At 57.4% G+C, this 21,998-nt stretch carries 15 protein-coding genes and 1 pseudogene; 5 read left to right on the plus strand and 11 right to left on the minus strand.

From position 1 onward, the window contains the following. Positions 1 to 14: 14 nt before the first annotated feature. From JT360_RS26590 to JT360_RS26635, 10 genes and pseudogenes are all read right to left on the minus strand, one after another. Positions 15 to 1,598 (minus strand): ABC transporter substrate-binding protein, encoded by a 1,584-nt coding sequence (locus JT360_RS26590; RefSeq protein ID WP_126080633.1) that lies wholly within the window; start codon positions 1,596 to 1,598, stop codon positions 15 to 17. Positions 1,599 to 1,904: 306 nt separating this feature from the next. Next, positions 1,905 to 3,932, minus strand: coding sequence for a CocE/NonD family hydrolase (locus JT360_RS26595; RefSeq protein WP_127330952.1), 2,028 nt, complete (start codon positions 3,930 to 3,932; stop codon positions 1,905 to 1,907). Positions 3,933 to 4,750: 818 nt separating this feature from the next. After that, entirely contained in the window at positions 4,751 to 5,524 is a 774-nt protein-coding gene (locus tag JT360_RS26600; RefSeq protein ID WP_126080631.1) for an SDR family NAD(P)-dependent oxidoreductase, read from the minus strand. Positions 5,525 to 5,915: 391 nt separating this feature from the next. Next, positions 5,916 to 6,986 carry a 2-oxo acid dehydrogenase subunit E2 gene (locus tag JT360_RS26605; protein ID WP_127330954.1) on the minus strand — a complete coding sequence of 357 codons (1,071 nt, stop codon included), beginning with the start codon at positions 6,984 to 6,986 and terminating at the stop codon, positions 5,916 to 5,918. A 128-nt stretch (positions 6,987 to 7,114) separates the two neighbouring features. Beyond that, a complete protein-coding gene (locus JT360_RS26610; protein WP_126080629.1) occupies positions 7,115 to 7,858 on the minus strand; it encodes an SDR family NAD(P)-dependent oxidoreductase in 744 nt (247 codons plus the stop codon). A gap of 135 nt (positions 7,859 to 7,993) precedes the next feature. Continuing rightward, complete coding sequence (locus JT360_RS26615) at positions 7,994 to 8,233, minus strand: biotin/lipoyl-containing protein (protein WP_164762741.1); 240 nt, start codon at positions 8,231 to 8,233, stop codon at positions 7,994 to 7,996. Then, a complete protein-coding gene (locus tag JT360_RS26620; protein WP_206516850.1) occupies positions 8,226 to 9,182 on the minus strand; it encodes an alpha-ketoacid dehydrogenase subunit beta in 957 nt (318 codons plus the stop codon). The genes JT360_RS26615 and JT360_RS26620 overlap by 8 nt, the downstream gene beginning before the upstream one ends. Before the next feature lie 23 nt (positions 9,183 to 9,205). Then, positions 9,206 to 10,240 carry a thiamine pyrophosphate-dependent dehydrogenase E1 component subunit alpha gene (locus JT360_RS26625; protein WP_206516851.1) on the minus strand — a complete coding sequence of 345 codons (1,035 nt, stop codon included), beginning with the start codon at positions 10,238 to 10,240 and terminating at the stop codon, positions 9,206 to 9,208. Positions 10,241 to 10,972: 732 nt separating this feature from the next. Then, positions 10,973 to 11,125, minus strand: a complete 153-nt coding sequence (locus JT360_RS34145) for an isochorismatase family protein (RefSeq protein ID WP_126083658.1) — start codon at positions 11,123 to 11,125, stop codon at positions 10,973 to 10,975. A gap of 766 nt (positions 11,126 to 11,891) precedes the next feature. Beyond that, positions 11,892 to 12,818 (minus strand): annotated as a pseudogene (locus JT360_RS26635) (IS630 family transposase). A 293-nt stretch (positions 12,819 to 13,111) separates the two neighbouring features. On the opposite strand from JT360_RS26635, the gene JT360_RS26640 reads away from it, so the two are divergent. The 5 genes from JT360_RS26640 to JT360_RS26660 all read left to right on the plus strand — a co-directional run bounded on the left by JT360_RS26640 (position 13,112) and on the right by JT360_RS26660 (position 19,878). Continuing rightward, positions 13,112 to 14,650 (plus strand): trimethylamine methyltransferase family protein, encoded by a 1,539-nt coding sequence (locus JT360_RS26640; protein WP_126080626.1) that lies wholly within the window; start codon positions 13,112 to 13,114, stop codon positions 14,648 to 14,650. A gap of 59 nt (positions 14,651 to 14,709) precedes the next feature. After that, positions 14,710 to 16,359: an ABC transporter substrate-binding protein gene (locus JT360_RS26645; protein WP_126080625.1), complete on the plus strand. Its 1,650-nt coding sequence runs from the start codon at positions 14,710 to 14,712 to the stop codon at positions 16,357 to 16,359. A 367-nt stretch (positions 16,360 to 16,726) separates the two neighbouring features. Continuing rightward, positions 16,727 to 17,599: an ABC transporter permease gene (locus JT360_RS26650; protein WP_245466464.1), complete on the plus strand. Its 873-nt coding sequence runs from the start codon at positions 16,727 to 16,729 to the stop codon at positions 17,597 to 17,599. 27 nt (positions 17,600 to 17,626) lie between these two features. Next, a complete protein-coding gene (proX, locus tag JT360_RS26655) occupies positions 17,627 to 18,598 on the plus strand; it encodes a glycine betaine/L-proline ABC transporter substrate-binding protein ProX (RefSeq protein WP_126080623.1) in 972 nt (323 codons plus the stop codon). Positions 18,599 to 18,684: 86 nt separating this feature from the next. Beyond that, positions 18,685 to 19,878, plus strand: a complete 1,194-nt coding sequence (locus JT360_RS26660; protein WP_127330956.1) for a quaternary amine ABC transporter ATP-binding protein — start codon at positions 18,685 to 18,687, stop codon at positions 19,876 to 19,878. Positions 19,879 to 20,380: 502 nt separating this feature from the next. Here JT360_RS26660 and JT360_RS26665 read toward each other — a convergent pair. Next, positions 20,381 to 21,998 (minus strand): GcvT family protein (locus JT360_RS26665; RefSeq protein WP_214475367.1); only part of this gene is annotated, 1,618 nt, incomplete at its 5' end.

Here is a 21,998-nt window from a genome sequence, read left to right on the forward strand (position 1 = left end):
GTTCACGCTCAAGCTTAAGCCGGCTGGAAATCGATATATAATGGGGTTCCATCTGGGCGCATCGCCGCTTTCATTCGCGTCTTCCGATATAGGATTGGATTGGTCTCATTGGTCAGGAACCGAAATGCGCCAGAATCTTCCATCAAGTCCTGCATGTCCTCGTAAACCTTTGCCCGCTCGTTGGGATCGTTAATGGACAGTCCCTTAGCGTTTAGCTCGTCAAAGCGTTGGCTGCGGAAGCGTTGCCAGTTCCATATACCCACTTGATCTTGCACGAACCAAGTCACGTAGTCGTACGGATCCGGCAGTCCGGAGAAGGTCATAATAAAGAGCTGCACGTCCTTCCAGCTGTCTCCCTCAGACTCCACGCCGAGTGACCAGAATGTCCCGGGATCTCGGGCATTAACCACCAGAGAAATTCCGACTTGGGACAATTGTGCCTGCACCGTCTGAGCTATGGCTGAAGTCTGGCTGTCGTTTGTACAGTCGAGGCTCAATGTCAAACCATTTACCCCAGCCTTCTCGAGAAGCTCTTTGGCTTTTGAGAGATCACCTTCCGGCGGAACCAGAGTCTTTGCGCGATGCCCAACGATACCTGGAGGAATAATACCCGTGGCCGCAATTGACTGACCGTCATACGCGGTATCTAAAACCTGTGGTACATTGATCGCCCATTGGATCGCCCTGCGGACATTTATGTCCTTCAGTTTGGGATGATCCATGTTCATGCCGATCCATGTATAACGGGTCGATGCCCTTTCCGCGATCTCCGTGTTGGCGGGCGGATTGCTCTTGAACGCCGCGAGAGAGTCCAAACCGACTACGGTGAAATCGACGTCGCCCGCCTGATAAGCACGTTCCGCTGCCTTAGCGTCCGGAATAGGCAGGATACGGATTTCGTCGAAGCCCGGCTTGGGGCCTGACCAGTCCGGATTTCTCGTGAGAAGTGCGTACTGGTTGGGCTTCCAGTCAGCCAGCACGTAGGGACCTGAGAATGCTGGCGGCTTCACACCGAAATTACCGCCGTCCTTGGTGGCTTTCCTTACCGCAGCCTCAGAAACGATTTGGCCGACGGCATAAGGCAGCGGAACAAGCCAAACAGCCGCAAATGGCGCGTTGAACACGATAACACCACTGTAGTCGTCCTCCACCTCGACGTGATTTAACGAGCCCCATTGGGGCTTGATGGGTGAATTGAGCTTGATGACGCGCTCGAAAGAGAACTTAACATCCTTGGCCGTCAGCTCGCCGTAATCGCCACTAAATTTTATGCCTTTCTTGAGGCGAAATCGGATATGCGTGGGATCAACCTGCTCGATCTTGTCTGCAGCCTCTAACTCCCAGCCCCATTCGGTGCCGGGCTTATATCGCGTGAGCTTTGAATAGATACAGTTTGTTAGGTCTACTTCCGCCGCCTGCCCGAGGAAAGCGGGATCCAGCGTGACCAGGTCTCCACTGGAACGCACCTCGAGCACCTTGCCTTCGGCCGCCCAGATGACTTGAGACAAGGGCATGCCAGCAGAGATTATGCCACCGCTTAGCGCGGCTCCTGCCCTAAGAAAGGTGCGGCGGCTTACACTTTGCATCATGTCCTCCATGGCTGTTCCCCTTGCCGAGCGACTTGCCGAGGCGTCTTGCCGTGGCCGCGGCGCCCGCGTTCCTTGCTCGGGTGTGTTTCTCTTTGGAATATACTATGGGGCAGCCAAGCCGCAGGCGGAAAAGATACCGTCAGGCATAAATTCTGTTTATGTCATGAGCTCTCGGCCTAGTTGCCGACGCAGCACTCTTTCCTTCAGAAGTTGCGGAGATGGCGTGAACCTCACTGCTGGTTGGAACGCGTCAATACCTACTATCTCGTTGTAAAAAGCGACATTTGAACCCCGGCCGAGCGGGACCAGTACCGGTCAGTTTAAGTCCCGAGCGAACTCCTTGACGTCGTCTCGTTCAAGTAAAAGCTTGTCGCCTTCCTTCGCCACGATATGTGTCTCGATGCGCCATACGTCGCGCAGCGCGCGGACAGTGGCCGAGAGCGCAATATGCACGTTCCAGTTACCGCGGGCGTACGACTTTTCCCAGTTGGAGGTTCCGCGCGCCGAGCTCGGATCGTCGGGATGCATGGTAAGTGTGTCACTGTGCTTAGCCGAAATGACCATTCCGGTGTGCGGATGCACCACGGTCCCCGCGTCGCTCGCCATCCGGAAAGTTGTCTCGCCCGTGGCTTGGTTGGTGATTACCTCGCGACAGAAAGGTTTACCAGGCTTAATAGTCTCTGTTGCCATCGGCCGAGCACTCTCTGGCTTCAGAAACGGTACAAGTTTGGAGTCTACGGCATTCGCTTTGCGCACCGGCAAGATAAGCCTGCTGGCCGCACAATGTATTGATAGACTTGCCCTCTCTGGACTAGGAAAGACAATAGGCCAATGGCTGGTGGCGATGGCGAGCCTTATGCGTTGCCCTTTTTCAAAGCGTTGCCCGCAAGACCGCAGCTTCAGGCGTATTGCTTCAGCCTTACCGGGCGTCATTGGCTTCAAATCGAGGTCGTCGTGGCGATGGGTCAAATTCAGAATGCCATAGCTCACACGGGTGGCCGAGCCGTCCTTAAACACGAGCGAAAGCGTGGCCGATAGGATTGCCACTGCTTTGTCGGAAGAGAGGGTTACCTCAAGCTCGGGGAAGCCGAGAAGGTCTACCTCCTCCAGAAGAGGCTCGGTTTCGAATACCAAGGCGTTTCCGGCTTCCATGCGCTGGTCGATGGGCTGGTCCGGCACTGCGCCATACGCGCACCAAACACCGGATGATAGCCCCGAAGTGGACGGTGAACAGATCGTAAGAACAGCATCACTGCCATCTCCTTCGGCAAGAAGTCCCGGTGAGAGCGACAGCCGTCTTTCGACAATGCTCGCCGTCGGCCAGGAAGGCTCAGCGATCCAACGGCCTGGCCGCTCGTCGTAGATGGCGGCGGGGGGCAAAGGATCCTGAATCCACGCGCGCAACATCGGCTCGTCCTCAACGCCGGTGTGGATGCCTTTAAGATGCTGGTCCCACCAGCGCAAGCATTCCTGGAGAAAGCCGATGCGAGGCCCGGGCATGGCGATGTGAGGATACTTATGAGCCCAAGGGCCGATCAGGCCTTTGCGAGGTCCCGGCAGGTTCTCGAGCATGCGCAAGATGGCGTTGGGATAGGCGTCCGCCCAGCCACCCACCGCGTAGACAGGAATCTCGATGTTGGAATAGTCCTCGCAGATAGAACCATGCTTGTAGAAATCGTCCCGACGCTGGTGCGCGAACCAGTCTTGCAGCCAGATCCCGTTGCCGTTGAGCCGCTCTTCCCAAATCTCACGCCAGCGTTCTCCCACAAGAGCTGGATCGGGCGGGGTCATGGCAATCGCCCAAGCCGCTGCCCCCCACATCAAATTTTCGCACATAAGCGCGCCGCCGAAATAGTGACATTCATCCCGGTATCGATCGTCGGTCGAACACAGCGAGATTATCGCCTTGAGGGCTGGCGGACGGCGGGCAGCAACCTGAAGGCTGTTGAACCCGCCCCAGGAGATGCCAATCATACCGACACTGCCTGAGCACCATAATTGCTTCGCCAACCATTCGATCACGGCAAGACAGTCGTCCTGCTCTTGTTTGAGATATTCGCCCCTGCAGACCCCTTCGCTATCACCCGAACCGCGCATGTCCACGCGCACACCTGCATAGCCATGCCCGGCGAAGTATGGATGGGTGAGTTGGTCGCGCTCCACAGTCCCATCCCTCTTTCGATAGGGCAGGTATTCGAGGATGGCGGGGACCGGGTCCGCCTCGGCGTCCTCCGGCAACCAGAGGCGGGCAGCGAGCTTTACCCCGTCCGGCATCGGGATCCAGACATTCTCGATCTCGCGCACTTTGCGGGGGAAGTCGGTAACAACGCGGATGTCATCCATGGTCCAATCCTCATATGCGTTCGCGCTTGCCGAACTGCCCTTGAGGTTCAGCAAGAAGGCGGCGGGTAACCTGCTGGAACAAAAGCGGTGGCAGGGATACCCGTGTTCGTCGAAGGGGGACCGGCGACCAAGTTGCGAGCGCCGTCCTCGTCCTCACCTCGAATAGACGACGAGGCTGAAGAGTCGCAGACTGAAAAGCTCGCGACTGGCATAAAGCCGATTCATATCAAACGTTGCGCTCGCTAGCCTTAGTCCCGAGTGACAGGTTTCGCGCAGACTTAGGTCAACTTGGCTCTCGCATGGAGCGCGTCAAGGCTCGGCCCAACACCCGAGCGGCGGGATGTCATGGTGGCGTGAGACCGGTCGCCTCACCGAGCCTAGTTTGCCATCAACTTCCCATCAGCCTATCTGGGGCACCTCTCAGCCTTTAGTGATAGCCCGACAAATCTCGCAATGGAGATCCGTATTCCGCGGTTGCGCAGGATCGTCACGCATCGTCCGGCTATACGACTTTATTTGACTCCGGCCAGCCAGCGGATGTTCTTCCCGCAACCGCGACCGGCCGGCGGATGCAGGCGGATCAGCGGCGGTTAATGCGCCAAATAGCAGGCCATGGCCCGTTTTCCCCAACGAGATCTCTCTCTAAAACCCGAACGTCCAAGTTATCCTTCACGCCACGATTTTAAGCTCTTAGGTGGCTCCGCACCCGACGCACCTGCACCAACATTCCACTCCCCCAAATCGATACGCTTATATTGATTCTGAAGTGACATCTTACTGACGCGGCAGTTAGTCACTTCCAATGAATTATCCGTCGCTCACATACATGTATAGCCGCCATCAACGGACAGGATGGCTCCCGTGCAATAGCTTGATGCAGGGCTGGCGAGAAACAGCACCGCGGATGCAACTTCATGGGACTCGCCCATTCTTCCCAGCGGAGTCTGCTCTAACCATCGATCATACTGAAATGAGCTTTCATTCCTCGGGGAAATTGTCATCTCTGTTGTAACATATCCTGGAGCTACCGCATTTACTCGCACATTATGCTTTGCCCAGGCACAGGCCAGCGACTTCGTCATCATGTGAATGGCGCCCTTACTGGTAATATAGGCGGTGTTGTTCTGTGGCTGCGTCACTATCATGCCGCACATGGATCCGATGTTCACGATGTTGCCCCAGCGACGGGCGATCATGTGCCGGCCAAAGGCCCTCGCACACCAAAATGCAGCATCCGAATTGACCCGCATCGTTGCCAGCCAGTCCGCGTCGGAAGTGTCGAGGGCCTCGGTTATCCGGGCTATACCGGCATTGTTAATAAGGACGTCGATCGGCTGTTCGGCATTCAGTTCGTCGGCGAGCGCCGTAACCGCATCCGGCTTTGCCACATCGATGCCGCGATGACTTGCCGCGATACCGCATGATGCGAGTTTGGCCGCAGCGGCAGCAGCGCTATTCGCGTCCAAGTCCGCGATGACAATTGACGCGCCCGCTTGGCCGAGAGCGTGAGCGATTTCAAGCCCGATACCGCGCCCCCCTCCGGTTACAATTGCACGCTTGCCGGACAGGTCGAATTTCTTCAGATAATCCATGCTGCCTTTGATCCAAGTTTGTATGTTGGCCTCGCCCCAATAAATTGACCGGGATCATGATCCCGATACGGGTGGCGCCCGTTGTTGCTTTTGCGGGTCTGTGCCACTCTGCCGGCTATCATCACTAAAACGGCCCCGCGACACGGATACGGAATGACATTGTCCAGCACCGTCCGACAGGGATCAACATTCTGCCGCAGAAACAACCCGTATAGGCAGCCTGGCCAATTGGCTTGCAATGATAGGCGCCAGCAATTGTCCTGAGAATGCGCAAAAGGATTCGCTGGCCGTAAACCCAGCTTATGTCCAGCCGCTCATGCGCAAGATCGCGAATACGCTACCTTCGCCGGCCATAACGCAAGCGTCTAGTTGCCAAACTTGGACCTCATGCTCAGGCGACCATGCTCATAGGATTTTCAATATAGCTCTTAAATATCTGCAGCAACTTTGCTCCGAGCACGCCGTCCACACAGCGATGGTCGATGGAAAGGGTAACACTCATCACCGTTGCGATGGCCATTGAACCGCTCTTGACGACTACATGCTGTCTGCCCGCACCGACTGCCAGAATCGTAGCGTGGGGGGGATTGATCACGGCAGCGAACTCTTTGACCCCCATCATGCCCATGTTCGAGATCGATGTCGTGCCGCCTTCATATTCTTCAGGCTTTAGCTTGCGATCTCTCGCGCGTTTGCCGAGGTCCTTCATCTCGGCGGAAATGACTTGAAGTGTTTTCTGTTCAGCCTTGCGTATGATCGGCGTGATCAGACCGCCTGCGATCGAGACAGCTACCCCTATGTCGACGTGCTGGTGTTTAAGAATAGCGCCCTCGGTCCAGGAGACATTCGCGTCCGGAACGTCACGCAGCGCAAGCGCCAAGGCCCTTATCACCATGTCATTGACGGACAACTTGTAGACCGGCAGTCCGTCCGCGGCCCTAGGCGCCGCACCGTTGAGTCGGGAGCGCAGTCCTAGAAGCTGATCGATCTCGCAATCCACTGCGACATAGAAATGCGGAATGGTTTGCTTCGAGGTCACCAGACGACGTGCAATCGTCCTTCGCATCCCGTCGTTAGGTATGCGTTCATATGATCCGCCCTCAAACAGCTTAAGAACAGCGTCGTCCTTGGCACCTTTGCTTCCAGACGACGCTGCAGGAGCAGGGCCTCCAGGCGCGTCGGACCGTTGTCCAGGGGCTGCGGCAACCGAACCAGCTTCAGTCTTTATGGCAAGAACGGCGACCAGGTCCCTGACTTTTAGACCGTTAGCGCCTTCCGGAACGACAATCCTTTCCAGAGTACCGCCGGCAGCGGCCTTGATCTCACCTGTATCGCTACCGCTTGATACTTGAGCCAAAACATCTCCGGCCTTTATGTCGTCCCCCTCGTTGAACATCCATTTTACAATGGTGGCTGCTCCCATATCGGAAACGAAGGCCGGCATTCTGACGTTGATAGGCATCGGCTCTACTGTGGCTTTTGAGGTATCTAGCGGGCTAGCGGTTTGCGGGTTCGGGCTGCTCTGCTTGGGGTACGAAGCGGAAAAATCTTCGAGCTGAACGGATGTTGGGGCTAAGAAGGCTCAAATGCTCACAGCAACAGTCCTCCGTCGATCGCGATCTCCGCCCCGGTAATGTAGCGGCTCTCGTTCGAGAGCAGGAAGAGAACGAGGTCGGCCACCTCGTCGACCGTCCCGGCCCGCTTGAGCGGAATGAGCGCGTACTGGCGCTCTCTGTCGGACGGATCCTCGGCGAGCAGCATGTCGGTTTCCACCCACCCGGGGTGGATAGAATTGACGCGGATTCCTGCTGGCGCAAGCTCTAGGGCCGCGCATTTTGTCATGCCTCGAAGGGCCCATTTCGTCGCGGAGTAGGCCATACAAGTTCGACTTCCGCGCATCCCGGCGACAGACGAGATGTTTACTATTGCGCCACCGCCGGATGCCTCGATCAGAGGTGAGACTTCCCGCATACCGAGGAAGCAACCCAACTGATTCACACGGAAGTGCTTTTCGAAGAGCGCGACGCTCGAATCCCTCATTGGCACGGGTTCATAAATCGCCGCGTTGTTGACCAGACCATGAAGTCCCGTCCCCTCCCCCTCCAGACAGCGGATCAGGCTTCGCCAGTCTTGCTCGCTAGTGACGTCGAGATGCACGTATGACGCTTTTTCACCAATAGTCGCTGCAAGTTGTTCGCCCTGCTCGTCTAGGAGGTCGCCGATGACAACCCGCCCTCCCTCCGTTGCGATTTGGACGGCTTCCGCCGCACCTTGACCTCGAGCTCCACCAGTAATCAAAACCGTCTTGCCTTCGAAGCGTTTGTCCCGCGTCATGGTAGTCCTACAGCAACGAGCAGTTGACTCCGAATACTAACCAATGGGTATGCAGACGTAAGCAGCCAGGAGTGGCACTTAAATCGCCGGAGGTTCTGAAGTTTAGTCAGATAAGTAACGAACCGTGATTCTTTTCTACTGCCCGGTGTTGATGCGACAGATGACGATTCCGACTTCCGTCGCTGACCCTTCATCAACAAGGATTTCGGCAACCACGCCTGCGGTCTCCGCCTCTATCTCAATGTTAGTTTTTTCCGACTCCACTTCGGCTAGAATCTGACCCGGAACGACCGAGGTGCCGACCGAAACATACCACTTCGTAAGATCAACCTCGACCGTCGATGCACCCATCTTCGGGATACGAACTTCAAACATGAGCATAGCTCCTTACGGCTAAGATCGCGTCTTCCAGTTGCTGCGGCTTCGGCAGAACAGCAGCTTCGAGCGCAAGATTGAACGGCATAGGAACGTCAGCTCGCGTGACACGCTTGATCGGGGCCTTGAGAGATGAAAACGCCAGCTCCCCTATTATTGCGCTCAATTCGGCGGCGAACCCACAAGTACGGTTCGTGTCGTCGTAGATTACGACGCGGCCAGTTTTCTTGACGGACTTCAACAGCCCTTCCCTGTCAAGCGGCAAGAGAGACCGAGGATCCCACACTTCGACGCTGATGTTTTTCTCCTGGGCGAGGCGCTCAGCGACAGCTAGAGCCTCGGGCACTAAATGCCCGATAGCAATGACTGTGACATCGGATCCTTCACGCTTAACGTCACCGCAACCGAAAGGGACGGCATAGATTTCCTCCGGCACCGGACCCTTTTGCGGAAGCGACATGGCTGATGCTATGAAAACGACGGGGTCGTCTTCGCGGATCGCCTGGATCATGAGGCCCTTGGCGTCGTAGGCATTCGAAGGGCAAACAACCTTGAAGCCAGCGTGTAGGAGGTACGGATAGGGATTGTCTGAGTGCTGGCCCGCGTTTCCACCCCGCGATCCAGACACCATAAGCGTGTAAGTGATTGGAAGATTTGCTTGACCTCCTAACATCAATCGCATCTTCGCCGCTTGATTGACTAGCTGGTCGAATGCGACGTAAATCAGTGAGGGAACTTGAAACTGAACGATTGGGCGCAAACCGGCCAAAGCCGCCCCCGTAGCGAAGCCGGTGAACGCTGCCTCGGAAATGGGTGTGTCGAGTACGCGGAGATCGCCGAAAGCGCCATGGAGGCCTTTCGTCTCACCGCGAATTCCACCTCGAATGTCCTCCCCGATAATCATGACACTCTCATCTGCCCCCATGGCCTGATGGTAGGCTTCGTTCATGGCCTGAAGAAATCTCAGCTGTCTCACGGCTCTACTCCCCATGCCGGAGTGTTCGGATACGGCACGGCATACATGCAATCGAGAGCCTCGGCCGGGTTCGGCGGGGGGCTGCTCCTAGCGAACTCGACGCCCCGATCGATCTCAATGTTGACCTCGGCATCGATAGCTTCAATGTCTTCTTGAGCGCACAAGCCACTTTCCATCATACGCGCCGCCCAGATCTTGATAGGGTCCCGCAACTTCCAGCGATCGACTTCCTCTTGAGATCGATAGTTCATCTTCATGTGACGCTCGCCTGTATAATGCCCAAAGTAGCGATAGGTTTGACACTCAATGAACGTTGGGCCTTTGCCGGTCCGAGCGCGTTCCGTAGCAGTGAGAGCAGCGTGATAAACGGCCTCGACGTCCATGCCATCGACGCACACACCAGGCATTCCGTAGGATTGGGCGCGAACGTAAGGGTCTAGGATCGTGACTTCTTTGAGAGGCGTCGAGATCGCGTACTGATTGTTCTCGCAGACGAAAATGACAGGAAGATCCCAAATCGCCGCGAGGTTCATCGCCTCGTGGAGGACCCCTTGGTTGATTGCTCCGTCGCCGAAGAATGAAACAGCAACGCGGTTTTCGCGAGCAGCTTTGAATTTGTGAGCCGCACCACAGGCTATAGGGGCTCCAGCGCCGACGATACCATTCGCCCCAAATATTCCAATCCCGACGTCAGCAATGTGCATGGATCCGCCGCGACCCTTATTGTATCCGCCCGTTCGCGCGAGCAGCTCAGCAAACATTCTGCCAACGTCGCCGCCCTTCGCCAGTGTGTGGCCATGCCCTCGATGGGTACTTGTGACGATGTCTGAAGTCGTGAGTGCGCCGCAAATACCAACCGCAACCGCCTCTTGCCCGCTGTACTCGTGACATACGCCGGCGATCTCGTTGTCATCGACTAGGGTGACGACCCGGTTCTCAAACTGCCTGATACGCGCCATGTCGTAATACAAGCTTCTCGCGAATTGAGCAGGCATAATGTTAGACGTCGACGCCTCTATTTTGTGTTCCAAGTTGATCTACTCCGGTCAAACCCGTTGTCGATGTGGCTACTCGATACCTATCGCCGACCAAGATTGTCGCGGCACGCAAGCCCAGAATAACTCTTTTCGAATAAACCATATTCCGGGCGTCTCGTAGACTGAAAGGATGGCGTCGGGTATAGACCTGATTGATATCAAGCCTCACAATCTTCACCCGAGGTAATCGCTTCTCGCCGTGGACCGGTGGCCGCGCATGAAGTACGAGAACGCGGCCAGCGAACTCAACGTGACGCGTTAAGATCCGCACATGACAGAACCTGAAAGGCAACTGTAGCAGTGCCGCGAACCGGGTTCCTCCCTATGCAGCAGCGGCGTGAACTGACCGCCCAGTTCTGTCCACCCAACTTTTACTGCCCGGATCGGCTGACGCGCCGGCGGTTGGCTTCGCGATAGGCCTGCTTAAAAGGCTTCCAATTGAGAGGCCGTCTCTCTCAAAGGGAGCTGTAGAGAGGATTTAACGTTTTCCAGTGTGTAAGCAAATGCAGTGGGCCTATCGAAGCGCCAATCCTTGTTGGCATACCCTCCAGAGCCCTCTTTAGGTTGTCCGCGGTGATCACCGAGCCTGCGTAAAGCCAGTTGGCCAAGTCAAGCATGGCGTCATATGCATCAGTTCAGTCGCGGTGCCGCAGGCATCCTTGAAAATCCTGATGCGGTAGTCGCGCGAAATCGCGTCTCACACTGTCGTTTCCAAACAAACCTCGCTTAAGCTCCGAACATTATAAGATGGTCCGCATTCAATCGGCGCAGCAAAATCTCCAAATTCGTGTTGTAGAACGCGCTGGGACGCTGCTTTCGTACAAGGCTAGCTTCCGGTTTCAGGTCCACGATGAATCTCGGCAGCCTGCCCGACGCTATGTGATGGGCGTCCGCCGTTCAAAGCCTCGTGACGTAGCGCGTCTACTCCTCTTGGATCATACCAATTCTGTGTATAGACAATAGGCAGCCCCGCTGCACGGCATGCATCGGAGAGCTGTCTTGGCACTCCGCAGCAGCTCTTCTCGATTGTAGATCGACCATGCCCCATCCGCTTCGATGCAGTCATGTAAATCCACCGCAATGACTACAGTGCGCTTGAACTGATCGGGCAACGTCATGTCGAGAACCTTTCCCCTTGTTCATAATTTACCCAAGGACATCTTCAAACAGCCGCGAGTCGTGATAGAAACGCTCCGAGGTCGATCGTGCCGATGCATGGGCGCACCTTCAATTGTCCGTCCAAACGGCTATTTGCCAATGAGGGCACGGAATGCGCAAGCAACCACGCCGCAATCGCGATTTGAATGCCACTTCCTGGTCAGATGGTTCAATTCTCAGGCCTGTTCGAAGAACTCTACTGCAATCAGCCGCTCTTTATTCCAGACGCTAGTGCTTTGACAGGCGAAAGATTGCTGCCCGACATAGACCATCTTCATGACAAGCTTAAAGCCGCTCGTAGGAGCATTCAATTTTTGCGCTGACACGATGCCCGCAGCGAGGGATCGCGAAAGTCCATCCCATACGCGCCTGGAAAGGGGGAGCCTAACGACCGTACGCGGCCGGCCCGGGCAGCATTAGTCCGAACGGCACGAGAGGAATAGCGGAACGACGTCCACAGGTTCTGCAGTCCTAGAGCAGTTCGCATTTAGGTTGACTTATAGCCTGCGCTTTCCATGTAGTTGTTGCATTCGTTTGGGCTGACCTGGGGTGTGGGCGATGGCGTTGTGATCGTTTGGCGGCACGGTCGGATGCAGTGCTTGAGCTTAGCAAACAGCTTCTCGATTGGATTGAGATCTGGACTGTAGGGCGGCAGGAAGAAGAGCCGCGCCCCAGCAGCTCTGACGATATCGCGGACGGCTTGGCCTTTGTGGGAACCGAGATTGTCGAGAATGACGATGTCCCCCGGCTTCAGGGCTTTGATGAGCTCGGTTGCGACATAGGCACGGAGGGCCTGCGCATTGATAGGGCCGTCAATGACCCAAGGCGCCTCCAACCCGATCATGGCGTAGCGCGGCGATGAAGGTCATGGTCTTCCAATGGCCATATGGTGCGTGGGCCATCAGCCGCTTGCCGCGCACACCCCAGCCGCGCAATGGCGCCATGTTTGTCTTGACCCATGGTTCATCCAGGAAGACCAAGCGCGTAGGGTCAATGCGGGTCTGGTAGCGCATCCATTGCGCTCGCCGGCGCATCAGCTTGGGCTTGAACTGCTCGGCCGGCAGAATGGGTTTTTTAAAACTCTTGCCCTCGCGATGCAGGAAGTGACCGACGCTCGCAGGGTGGATGATGAGACCACGTTCAGCCAGTGCCGCCGTCAACTGATGAAGCGTCACGTTGGCATCTCGCTCGACCTAGCCCAGGACGAAAGCACGATGCTCCCATCGATCAGATAGGGCCGGTGACCGCCCATCTTGCCAGGTGCCGCACTGCCAAGGCGACGCTTGCGCGCCGCCCACTTGATCACGCTCGACACCGCCACCCTCAGAGCCGCAGCTACCTCACGGCTCGTCTCGCCCTCTTCAAGTCGGGCCAGTGCTCGCTCCCGAAGATCCATCGAATAAGCCTTCGTCAGTCCCGACCTCCAACGGTCAGAACATCAAATCTGATTTGCTCATCCTTGGGAATCCCGAATCAGATAAAACGCGAACTGCTCTAGTGGTGTGATGGGATCGCAAAAAGCTTTCGCCCGAGGGACTTGGACATAAAGTGGGTTTAAGACTAGCGAAACCTTTTGCGCATTCTCAAGGCTATTGCCCGCGCCTATCATCAGCAAGATACAAATCCGGCACGCCTTCTTAGACGGCGGGGCCACGAGTGTTTTAATGCGGGACGCCGGTCGTTCCGCTATCGCGGGCGAGGCTCTGAATGGACACTGACGTTCCCGCAAACCGACGCCGCGGAGGCCGGTCTTCGGTGGTTGCGGCACGGGAGGCTGAAAGAAGGCCGCGTGTCTCGACTATCAAGTACGGAATTCGACCTGTGGAGGCCGTCAACGCCGAACAGCTTGAGCGCATTCATCAGGCTTCGCTGGCGATCCTACGCGAGATCGGGATCGAATTCAGAGATGAGACAGCGATCAGGCAGTGGAAAGAGGCGGGGGCGGATGTCCGTGAACACCGCGTTCGCCTCGAGGCCGACATGGTCATGGATCTCATCTCCAAGGCCCCTTCCCGTTTTGAAATGACGTCTCGCGATCCGTCACAGCGTTTCGAGATCGCGCCAGATACAATGACTTTCGGCGTCATGCAGGGTGCGCCAAACATCCGCGATCTTCAGGGCGTGCGGCGCGCATCCACGATCGAGGATCTCCGGAACATGAACCGGCTGACCCAGATGCTGCCCGGTTTCCATATCGCGGGCGGGTTCACCTGCGAGCCGACCGACATCGCCGTGCCATGGCGCCATCTGCACATCAATCATTCGAGCCTGGTGGAAACCAACATGCCTTTCTTCGGTCTGACGACCGGAAAGCAACGTGCCGACGACTCGATCGCGATGGGCCAGATCGTGCATGGCAAGGCATTCATGGATCAGAACGCGGTGATGATCGGTCACGTGTCGGGCAACTCGCCGCTTGTCTGGGATTCGACCATGCTGGAAGGGCTTCGCGCCTTCGCCGACGCGAACCAGGTCGTGCTGCTGTCTCCATTCGTGCTCGGCGCCGCCAACACTCCCGCCGACATCCCCGCCACGATCGCCCAGTTGAATGCGGAGGCGCTCGCCGCGCTGGCCTATACTCAGCTTGCCGCGCCAGGCGCCAAGATGATCTACGGTCAATATTCCGTCTCGGTGTCGATGCGCAGCGGCGCCCCCATGTCCGGCATGCCGGAAGTTACTCTGATCAACGCCGTCATCGGACAACTGGCAAGGCGCTATAACGTGCCGTGGCGAACCACTGCGTCTCAATCCTCCGCCAAAACCTTCGATGCCCAGTCCGGTTATGAATCAGCCATCGCCTACATGTCCGGCGCCAGCGCCTGCTCCAACCTTATGATGCATGCCGGCGGCTGGGATGAAGCCGGTCTGGTGTGCTGCATGGCGAAGTTCATCGCCGATGCTGAACAGAACCTGCTCATCGAGAAATACGCGCGGGGCATATCATTCGAATATTTCGAGGATGCGCTCGAAGCCGTCCGCCGCATCGGACCCGGCGGCCACTATCTCGGAGATTCCTTCACGCTCAAGCGCTTCAAGGACGCGTTCATCGCGCCGGAGATCCTCGACTACCTAAGCTACGAGCAGTGGAAGGTCAAAGGTTCCAAGGACATGGCACAGCGCTGCAGGGAGAAGGCGACAGCAATCATCGCGAGCTACGAGCAGCCGCCGATGGACCCTGCCGTCCGCGAGGAACTCGATGCGTTTGTGGCGAAACGCCAGGAGGATATTTCCCCGAGCCTCGCCTAAGTCCAGCCAGGCGCCCATGAATAAATGGACCGGGAACAATAAAATTAGGGAGAAGAAACATGGCGTTTTTCAGAAGCAATGGGGATCGCGTTCCAGCTTCCATCGATAAGATGGCGAGCGAGGTCAAAGCAGGCACGATGGACCGGCGTGAGTTCCTTGCGCTTGCAAGTACATTCGGCGCCTCGGGTGCGATGGCCTATAGCCTGATCGGCGTGGCATTTCCCCAATCGGTGCGCGCCGCTGAACAGAAGAAGGGCGGAATTCTGCGCGTCTCAATGCCCGTCAAGGCGCAGAAAGACCCGCGTACCTATGACTGGGTGGAACTTGCCAACATCTCTCGTTGCTGGCTGGAGCCGCTCGTCCGTTACACACATGAGTTCACGTTCGAACCTGTTCTGCTGGAAAGCTGGGAGATCAATGAGGACGCGACGGAGTATGTCTTCCACGTCCGGAAGAGCGTCACCTGGAACAACGGCGATACATTCGACGCCGATGACGTAATCTTCAACATAACCCGGTGGTGCGAGAAGGGCGTCTCGGGCAACTCGATGGCCGCTCGTGTCGGGGGGCTTATCGATGCCAAGAACGGCAAGGCGAGAGATGGAGCGATCGTCAAGGTCGATGATTATACCGTCAAACTCGAGCTAAGCGACCCCGACATCGCCATAATCGCGAATTTCACCGACTATCCCGGGCTGATCGTCCACCCCAGTTTCGATGCCGGCGGCGCCGACCCAGTCACGAAGCCGATTGGGACGGGTCCATTTGAACTGGTATCCTACTTGGTCGGCAGCAAGGCTGAAGTCAAACGCCGGCAGGATGGCAAGTGGTGGGGCGGCGAGGCGTTGCTCGATGGCGTGCAGTTCGTCGATTATGGGACCGACTTCCAGGCGACGGTGGCTGCTTTCGAGTCCGGGGAGGTCGATCTCAATCTGGAGACTCCGGCTGACTTCATCGACATTCTGGACAAGATGGACCTGGTAAAATCGGAAGTCGCAACGGCAACGACGCTCGTGTGCCGCACCAACACCGCCCACAAACCATATGACGACAAGAAGGTCCGAAACGCGCTGCAGATGGCGGTCGATAACAACGCTGTCCTTCAACTCGGCTATGCAGGGCGGGGAACGGTCGGCGAAAACCATCACGTCAGCCCAATTCATCCGGAATATTATGCTCTGCCCAAAAAGAGCCGGAACGTAGAGGGCGCGAGGAAACTCATTGCTCAATCCGGACATACAGACTTCGAGCATGAGTTGATCTCGATCGACGAGGATTGGCAGAAAAACACCGGGGACGCCATCGCGGCCCAGCTGCGCGAGGCCGGTTTCAAGGTCAAACGTACTGTGCTTCCGGGTTCGACATTCTGGAATGACTGGTCAAAGTACCCATATTCGCTGACCGTCTGGTACATGCGCCCCCTCGGCGTTCAGGTTCTTGCATTGGCCTATCGCACTGGCGAAGCCTGGAATGAGACCGCTTATTCAAACCCCGAGTTTGACGCCAAGCTCAAGAAGGCCTTCTCCGTGAGTGACGCTGCCGAGCGCAAAGAGTTTATGAAGAACATCGAGGACGTGTTGCAGGACTCCGGAGTGATCATCCAGCCGTTCTGGCAAAGCCTCTTCGGTCACATGAACAAAAAGGTCCAGAACTACGTAATTCACCCGACGTTTCAAATGGATCTGCAGAACGTCTGGCTCGCCGCCTGAAGGCTCCAGTCGAGCACGCCGACTGGAGGGCAGGCCTGGTCCGGAGCGTGGTGTCCAGATGGACGTCGTCGGGTGAACAGGACGGTGAAGTCTGGACGATGGCACCATGAAGCAGGGAGAACTGCGCATCTGTCGGTAACGGTGCGACCTGCTCAGGAATAGAAGAGTAGCTCTACCTGCCGTAGGGCCTTGCGGAATCCGGAGCACCTATTGCACACAACTAACTTTAGCGCGACGCCGCGATATTCCCCTGGACCCTGGTGGCGTAGCAAGTTTTCGAGCGAGAAAGCTTCTGGAGAACAGCAACATGGGTAAGTGCGGAATACTAGATCCTTTTGAGTGCGGGGTAATCCCTCTCGCTGATTGGATGACTATCGGGCTGCGCTGGGTTGTTGATCACTACAGGCCGTTCTTTCAATCGGTCAAGGCGCCCTTCGACCTTCTACTGCAGTGGTTCGGCATAGCGCTCCATTCGGTTCCTCCGGTCGTGATGATCATCGTTGCGGGCCTGGCGGCTTGGCAGTTCGGCGGACGGAAGGTCGCCGGGGTTATCGTCGGCGCTCTCATCTTTATGGGTCTCATCGGCGTCTGGCAGGACGCCATGACGACGCTTTCAATTGTGCTGACTTCGCTCGTCGTAGCGGTGATGCTTGGCATTCCGCTCGGTATCTGGGCGGCGCGGAGCGAGCGAGTATTTGTGGTGATGCGTCCGATCCTTGACGGGATGCAGACCATTCCAGCGTTCGTCTACCTGGTTCCCATTGTGATGCTCTTCGGTATCGGCAACGTGCCGGGCGTGATCGTTACGGTAATTTTTGCGGTTGCGCCGCTGATCCGCCTTACGAACCTCGGCATACGGCAGGTACCGGAAGAGGTGATCGAAGCCATGCGCGCCTTCGGCGCTACGGAGCGTCAGCTTCTGTGGAAGGCTCAGCTGCCGCTTGCGCTACCCACCGTCATGGCCGGCATCAACCAGACGCTGATGATGTCGCTATCGATGGTGGTCATCGGTTCGATGATCGCTGTTGGTGGACTGGGCCAGACGGTGCTGCGCGGCATAGGCCGTCTTGATGTGGGTTTGGCGACAGTCGGGGGCCTGGGCATCGTCGCGCTGGCCATCGTGCTGGATCGCTTCACGCATTCGCTGTCGACACAGAAGCGAAGGCCGGGCGAGCTCTGGCATCAAGGTCCGGTGGGACTTTTCAGGGCCGTCACCTTAACAACTAGTCACAGAAGCTGAGCAATTTGCTCACACAGGGAGGAAACGATGAAGATAAAATGTGTGGCGCTGGCCATGGCCGTGATGGCTGGCTATGCGGTGCCGGCAATGGCAGATCAGGTCATGCCGGCCTGGAGCGGAGCGACAGAAGAGCTGTTCCAGACATTTGTCGTGGATGAGGGTCTCAAGGAGCTCGGCTATAACATAGCTGACCTGACCCAGGTTCAAGTTCAGCTGGCGCATACCGCTGTAGCTAACGGCGATCTCACCTTTTATGCGGTGCACTGGGTTCCGCTTCACGACACTTTCTGGAAAGCATCAGGCGGCGATGAAAAGCTGATGAGCGTCGGCACCCTAATCAAGAACAGCCTGCAGGGCTATCTGATCGATAAGAAAACGGCCGACGCCACTGGCATCAAGTATCTTGAGGACCTCAAGGATCCCGAGAAGGCCAAGCTTTTCGACATCGACGGGAATGGAAAGGCAGACCTCTACGGTTGCGAACCGGGGTGGGGCTGCGAACGCGTGATCGAGCATCAGCTCGACGCCTATGGCCTGCGTGATACCGTCGAGGAAAAGCAAGGCGGCTATTTCGCCATCATTCCTGACGCGATCGAACGCATCAAGGCTGGCAAGCCGACACTGTACTACACTTGGACGCCGCTGTGGGTATCTGCCATTCTCCGCCCAGGCAAGGAGGTTGTCTGGCTCAACGTCAAGAACACCTCTCTTCCTGACGCGGAGACCGGCAACACAGTTGTTGAAGGCCTCGGGAATCTTGGCTTCGCCGTGAACGACCAGAAGATCATCGCCAATACGACTTGGCTGAAAGCCAACCCGAAAGCCAAGAAATTCTTTGAGCTCGTGCAGATCCCGATTGCGGACGTCAACGCGGAAAATCAAAAGGTTGCCAATGGTGAAAAGAGCAACGAGCAGATCATGAAACACGCAACCGACTGGATCGCCGCTCACCACGCTGATTGGGAAAAGTGGATCGCTGAAGCCAAGGCCGCCAAGTGAGGCTCTGAGGTTTAAATCGGCCGGCGGCATCCGCCGGCCGATTACGGTCTGAAGATAGGCACAACACACTATCGAGAGTTCCGCACATGACTATACCCGCCATCGTCTGTTCCGGCTTGTGGAAAATTTTCGGGACGCGCAAAGGGGAAGCCCTCGCGGCGGCCCGCGATCGCGGGTTCAGCAAGAGGCAAGTCCTTGAAGAATTCGATTGCGTTCTGGGTGTGGCCGATGTGTCCTTCTCGGTCGAGCCCGGCGAGATCTTTTGCATCATGGGGCTGTCCGGCTCAGGGAAATCGACGCTTGTCCGCCATCTCAATCGGCTGATCGAACCAACCGCAGGCGAGGTTCGGATCGGCGGAAATGCCATCAACAAACTTTCGCCGTCTGAACTCCGGACCCTTCGCTCAGAGACGGTCGGCATGGTCTTCCAGCACATGGCGCTGCTGCCGCACCGCACCGTCTACGACAATGTTTCCCTCAGTCTCGAACTCCGAGGCAAATCACGCAAGGAGTGCCGCCGCGTGGCGGAAGAAAACCTCAAGCTCGTTGACTTGAGCGGTTGGGGCGAGCGTTACCCGGACGAGCTCTCGGGCGGGATGAAGCAGCGGGTGGGGCTTGCCCGTGCCATGGCGGCAGACCCGCAGATCCTGTTACTGGACGAGCCGTTCTCAGCGCTCGACCCGTTGATCCGCCGCCAACTCCAACAGCAGTTCCTAGACCTCGCGAAGGTCGTCCAGAAAACAACGGTGTTTATCACACACGACCTCGACGAAGCCATTCGCCTGGGCGATCGTATTGCGATCATGAAGGATGGTAAGTTCGTTCAAGTGGGAACGCCGGAAGACATCGTAACCGCGCCCAAGGACCGCTATGTCGCTGATTTCGTCTCAGGCATTTCGCTGCTCAATCTCGTCACTGCCAGGAAGATCATGCAGCCGCGGGACAGCATAGCGACGCTTTCTGAAAAGAAATTCCAAGCGCTCCCCCGCGTGCAAACCACTGACAAGCTCTCCGCTGTGATCAGCACCGCTGCGGATGGCGGCGATCTGATCGCAGTCTATGACGGCAGCGAGCCGGCGGGCGTCGTCACCCGGCGCGCCCTGTTTTCAGGAATTCAAGGCGTGATATCGAGCCCCAAGGCCGTGAGTGGTTTGAAATCGGGAAAAATTTGCCAGTACGGGGGCAGCTCTGCCCCCTCAATCCGCCCAACAAGCTCTGGAAGATCAATCGATATGGACACAGCTGCGCTCTCTGCTCACAGCGACGAAGGCAAGAAATGAGCGAACCGACCTTGTCCCGTGCTTAGTAGAAGTGCTCGCGCAGTGCCCCGGCGCCCTGCATGCTGAACAGTCTGAAACTACTTTCGTGAAGGACCCCGCCGTCGCCCTTTCGCGGCGATGACTTACGTTCCGCCCGGGCGATCCACGCGCGGTGGACGCAACGGGCTTTAAATCCGCACGCCCATTTTACCACCGCCGATCTGACACATTTAAATTGGTCCTATTGAAGACTTGCCACCCACCCACGGCTGTGGTCGATCGTAGGGACCGGTACTGAGGACGTCTGCCTACAAGGCCTTGAGCCGCTCCACCGCGGTTAGGGCTGATATCTCTCGGGCCTTGGCCAGCATCACTACTTTCAAGGTCTCCCAACAAGAGACGGCATTGGGGATACGGACACCTAGACGCTTGACGTATAATTGCTCGCGTTACGTATCGAAGCTGCATCCCTTGCGAAGACGCGTTGCGCAGCTATCCACTCATTCCTATAGGTGTTTGTAACTCAGGCCCGCACTTTTTCAGCCTTCGGATCGTACATCGGCTTCAACGATGCTTCCGCCGCGAAGCGTTCGCCGGCGATTTCGATCTCGTAGGATGAAGCCAGCACATCGGCCTCGCTCTCGCCCCGGCATGGCACATAACCCAGCCCTACCGCGCCGCCGAGGTGATGGCCGTAATTGCCTGATGTGATCGGACCGACGATCTTGCCGTCGCGCAGGATCGCCTCGTTATGGAAGAGCAGGGGCTCTGGATCCTTAAGCCGGAACTGGACGAGCCGGCGTGACAGGCCGGCTTCCTTTTTGCGCAGCACGGCATCGCGGCCGATGAAGTCGCCCTTGGCGGTCTTCACCGCGAAGCCGAGGCCGGCCTCCAGCACATTGTCCTCGTCGGTGATGTCGTGGCCGAAATGCCGGAAAGCCTTTTCGATGCGGCAGGAATCCAGCGTGTGCAGGCCGCAGAGTTTCAGGCCGACATCGGCACCGGCCTCGTCGATCGCTTCGAAAACGTGTGCTGCCTGGTCGGTCGAGACATAGAGTTCCCAGCCGAGCTCGCCGACATAGGTGACGCGGTGGGCGCGGGCCAGGCCCATGCCGATCTCGATCTCCTGGAATGTGCCGAACGGATTTTTCTCATTGGAGAAATCGTTCGGGCTGACCTTCTGGATCAGCTTTCGCGCATCCGGACCCATGAGACAGAGCACGCTTTCGGCCGCCGTTACGTCGGTGACGACAACGAACTGCCCGCCGACATGGCGGCGCAGCCAGGCGAGGTCACGCTGCAGCGTGGCGCCTGGGACGACGAGGAAGAACGCCGTCTCCGACAGGCGCGAGACCGTCAGGTCGCTCTCGATGCCGCCGCGTTGGTTGAGCATCTGGGTGTAGACGATCTTGCCCGGCGCGACGTCCATGTCGTTGGCGCAGAGCTTCTGGAGGAAGGCACAGGCGTCGCGGCCTTCGACACGGATCTTGCCGAACGAGGTCATGTCGAACAGGCCGACCTTGTTTCGGACCGCGAGGTGTTCCTCGCGCTGGTTGTCGAACCAGTTCTGCCGCTTCCAGGAATAGCGGTATTCGCGCTCCTGGCCCTCGCGTGCGAACCAGTTGGCGCGCTCCCAGCCGGCGACTTCGCCGAACACCGCGCCGCGCGCCTTCAGATGCTCATGCAGGGGCGAGCGGCGGACATTCCTCGAGGTCGCCATCTGCCGATAGGGGAAATGGTCGGCATAGAGCAGGCCGAGCGTCTCGGAGACGCGCTCCTTGAGATAGCGTCGGTTCTTCTGGAATGGCTGGGCGCGGCGGATGTCGACCTCCCACAGGTCGAAGGGCGCTTCGCCGTCATTGATCCACTGCGCCAGCGCCATGCCGGCGCCGCCGGAGGAGACGATGCCGATCGAATTGTAGCCGGTCGCCATCCAGTAGCCGGACAGCTCCGGCGCCTCACCGAGATAGTAGCGGTCATCGGGCGTAAAACTCTCCGGACCGTTGAAGAAGGTGTGGATGCCGGCGGTCGCCAGCATCGGCATGCGGTTGACGCCCATTTCGAGGATCGGCTCGAAATGCTCCATGTCCTCAGGCAGTTGGTCGAAGCAGAAATCCTCGCTTATGCCGTCCATGCCCCAC

The organism is Mesorhizobium sp. dw_380 (assembly GCF_018588885.1).
Lineage (GTDB): Bacteria > Pseudomonadota > Alphaproteobacteria > Rhizobiales > Rhizobiaceae > Mesorhizobium.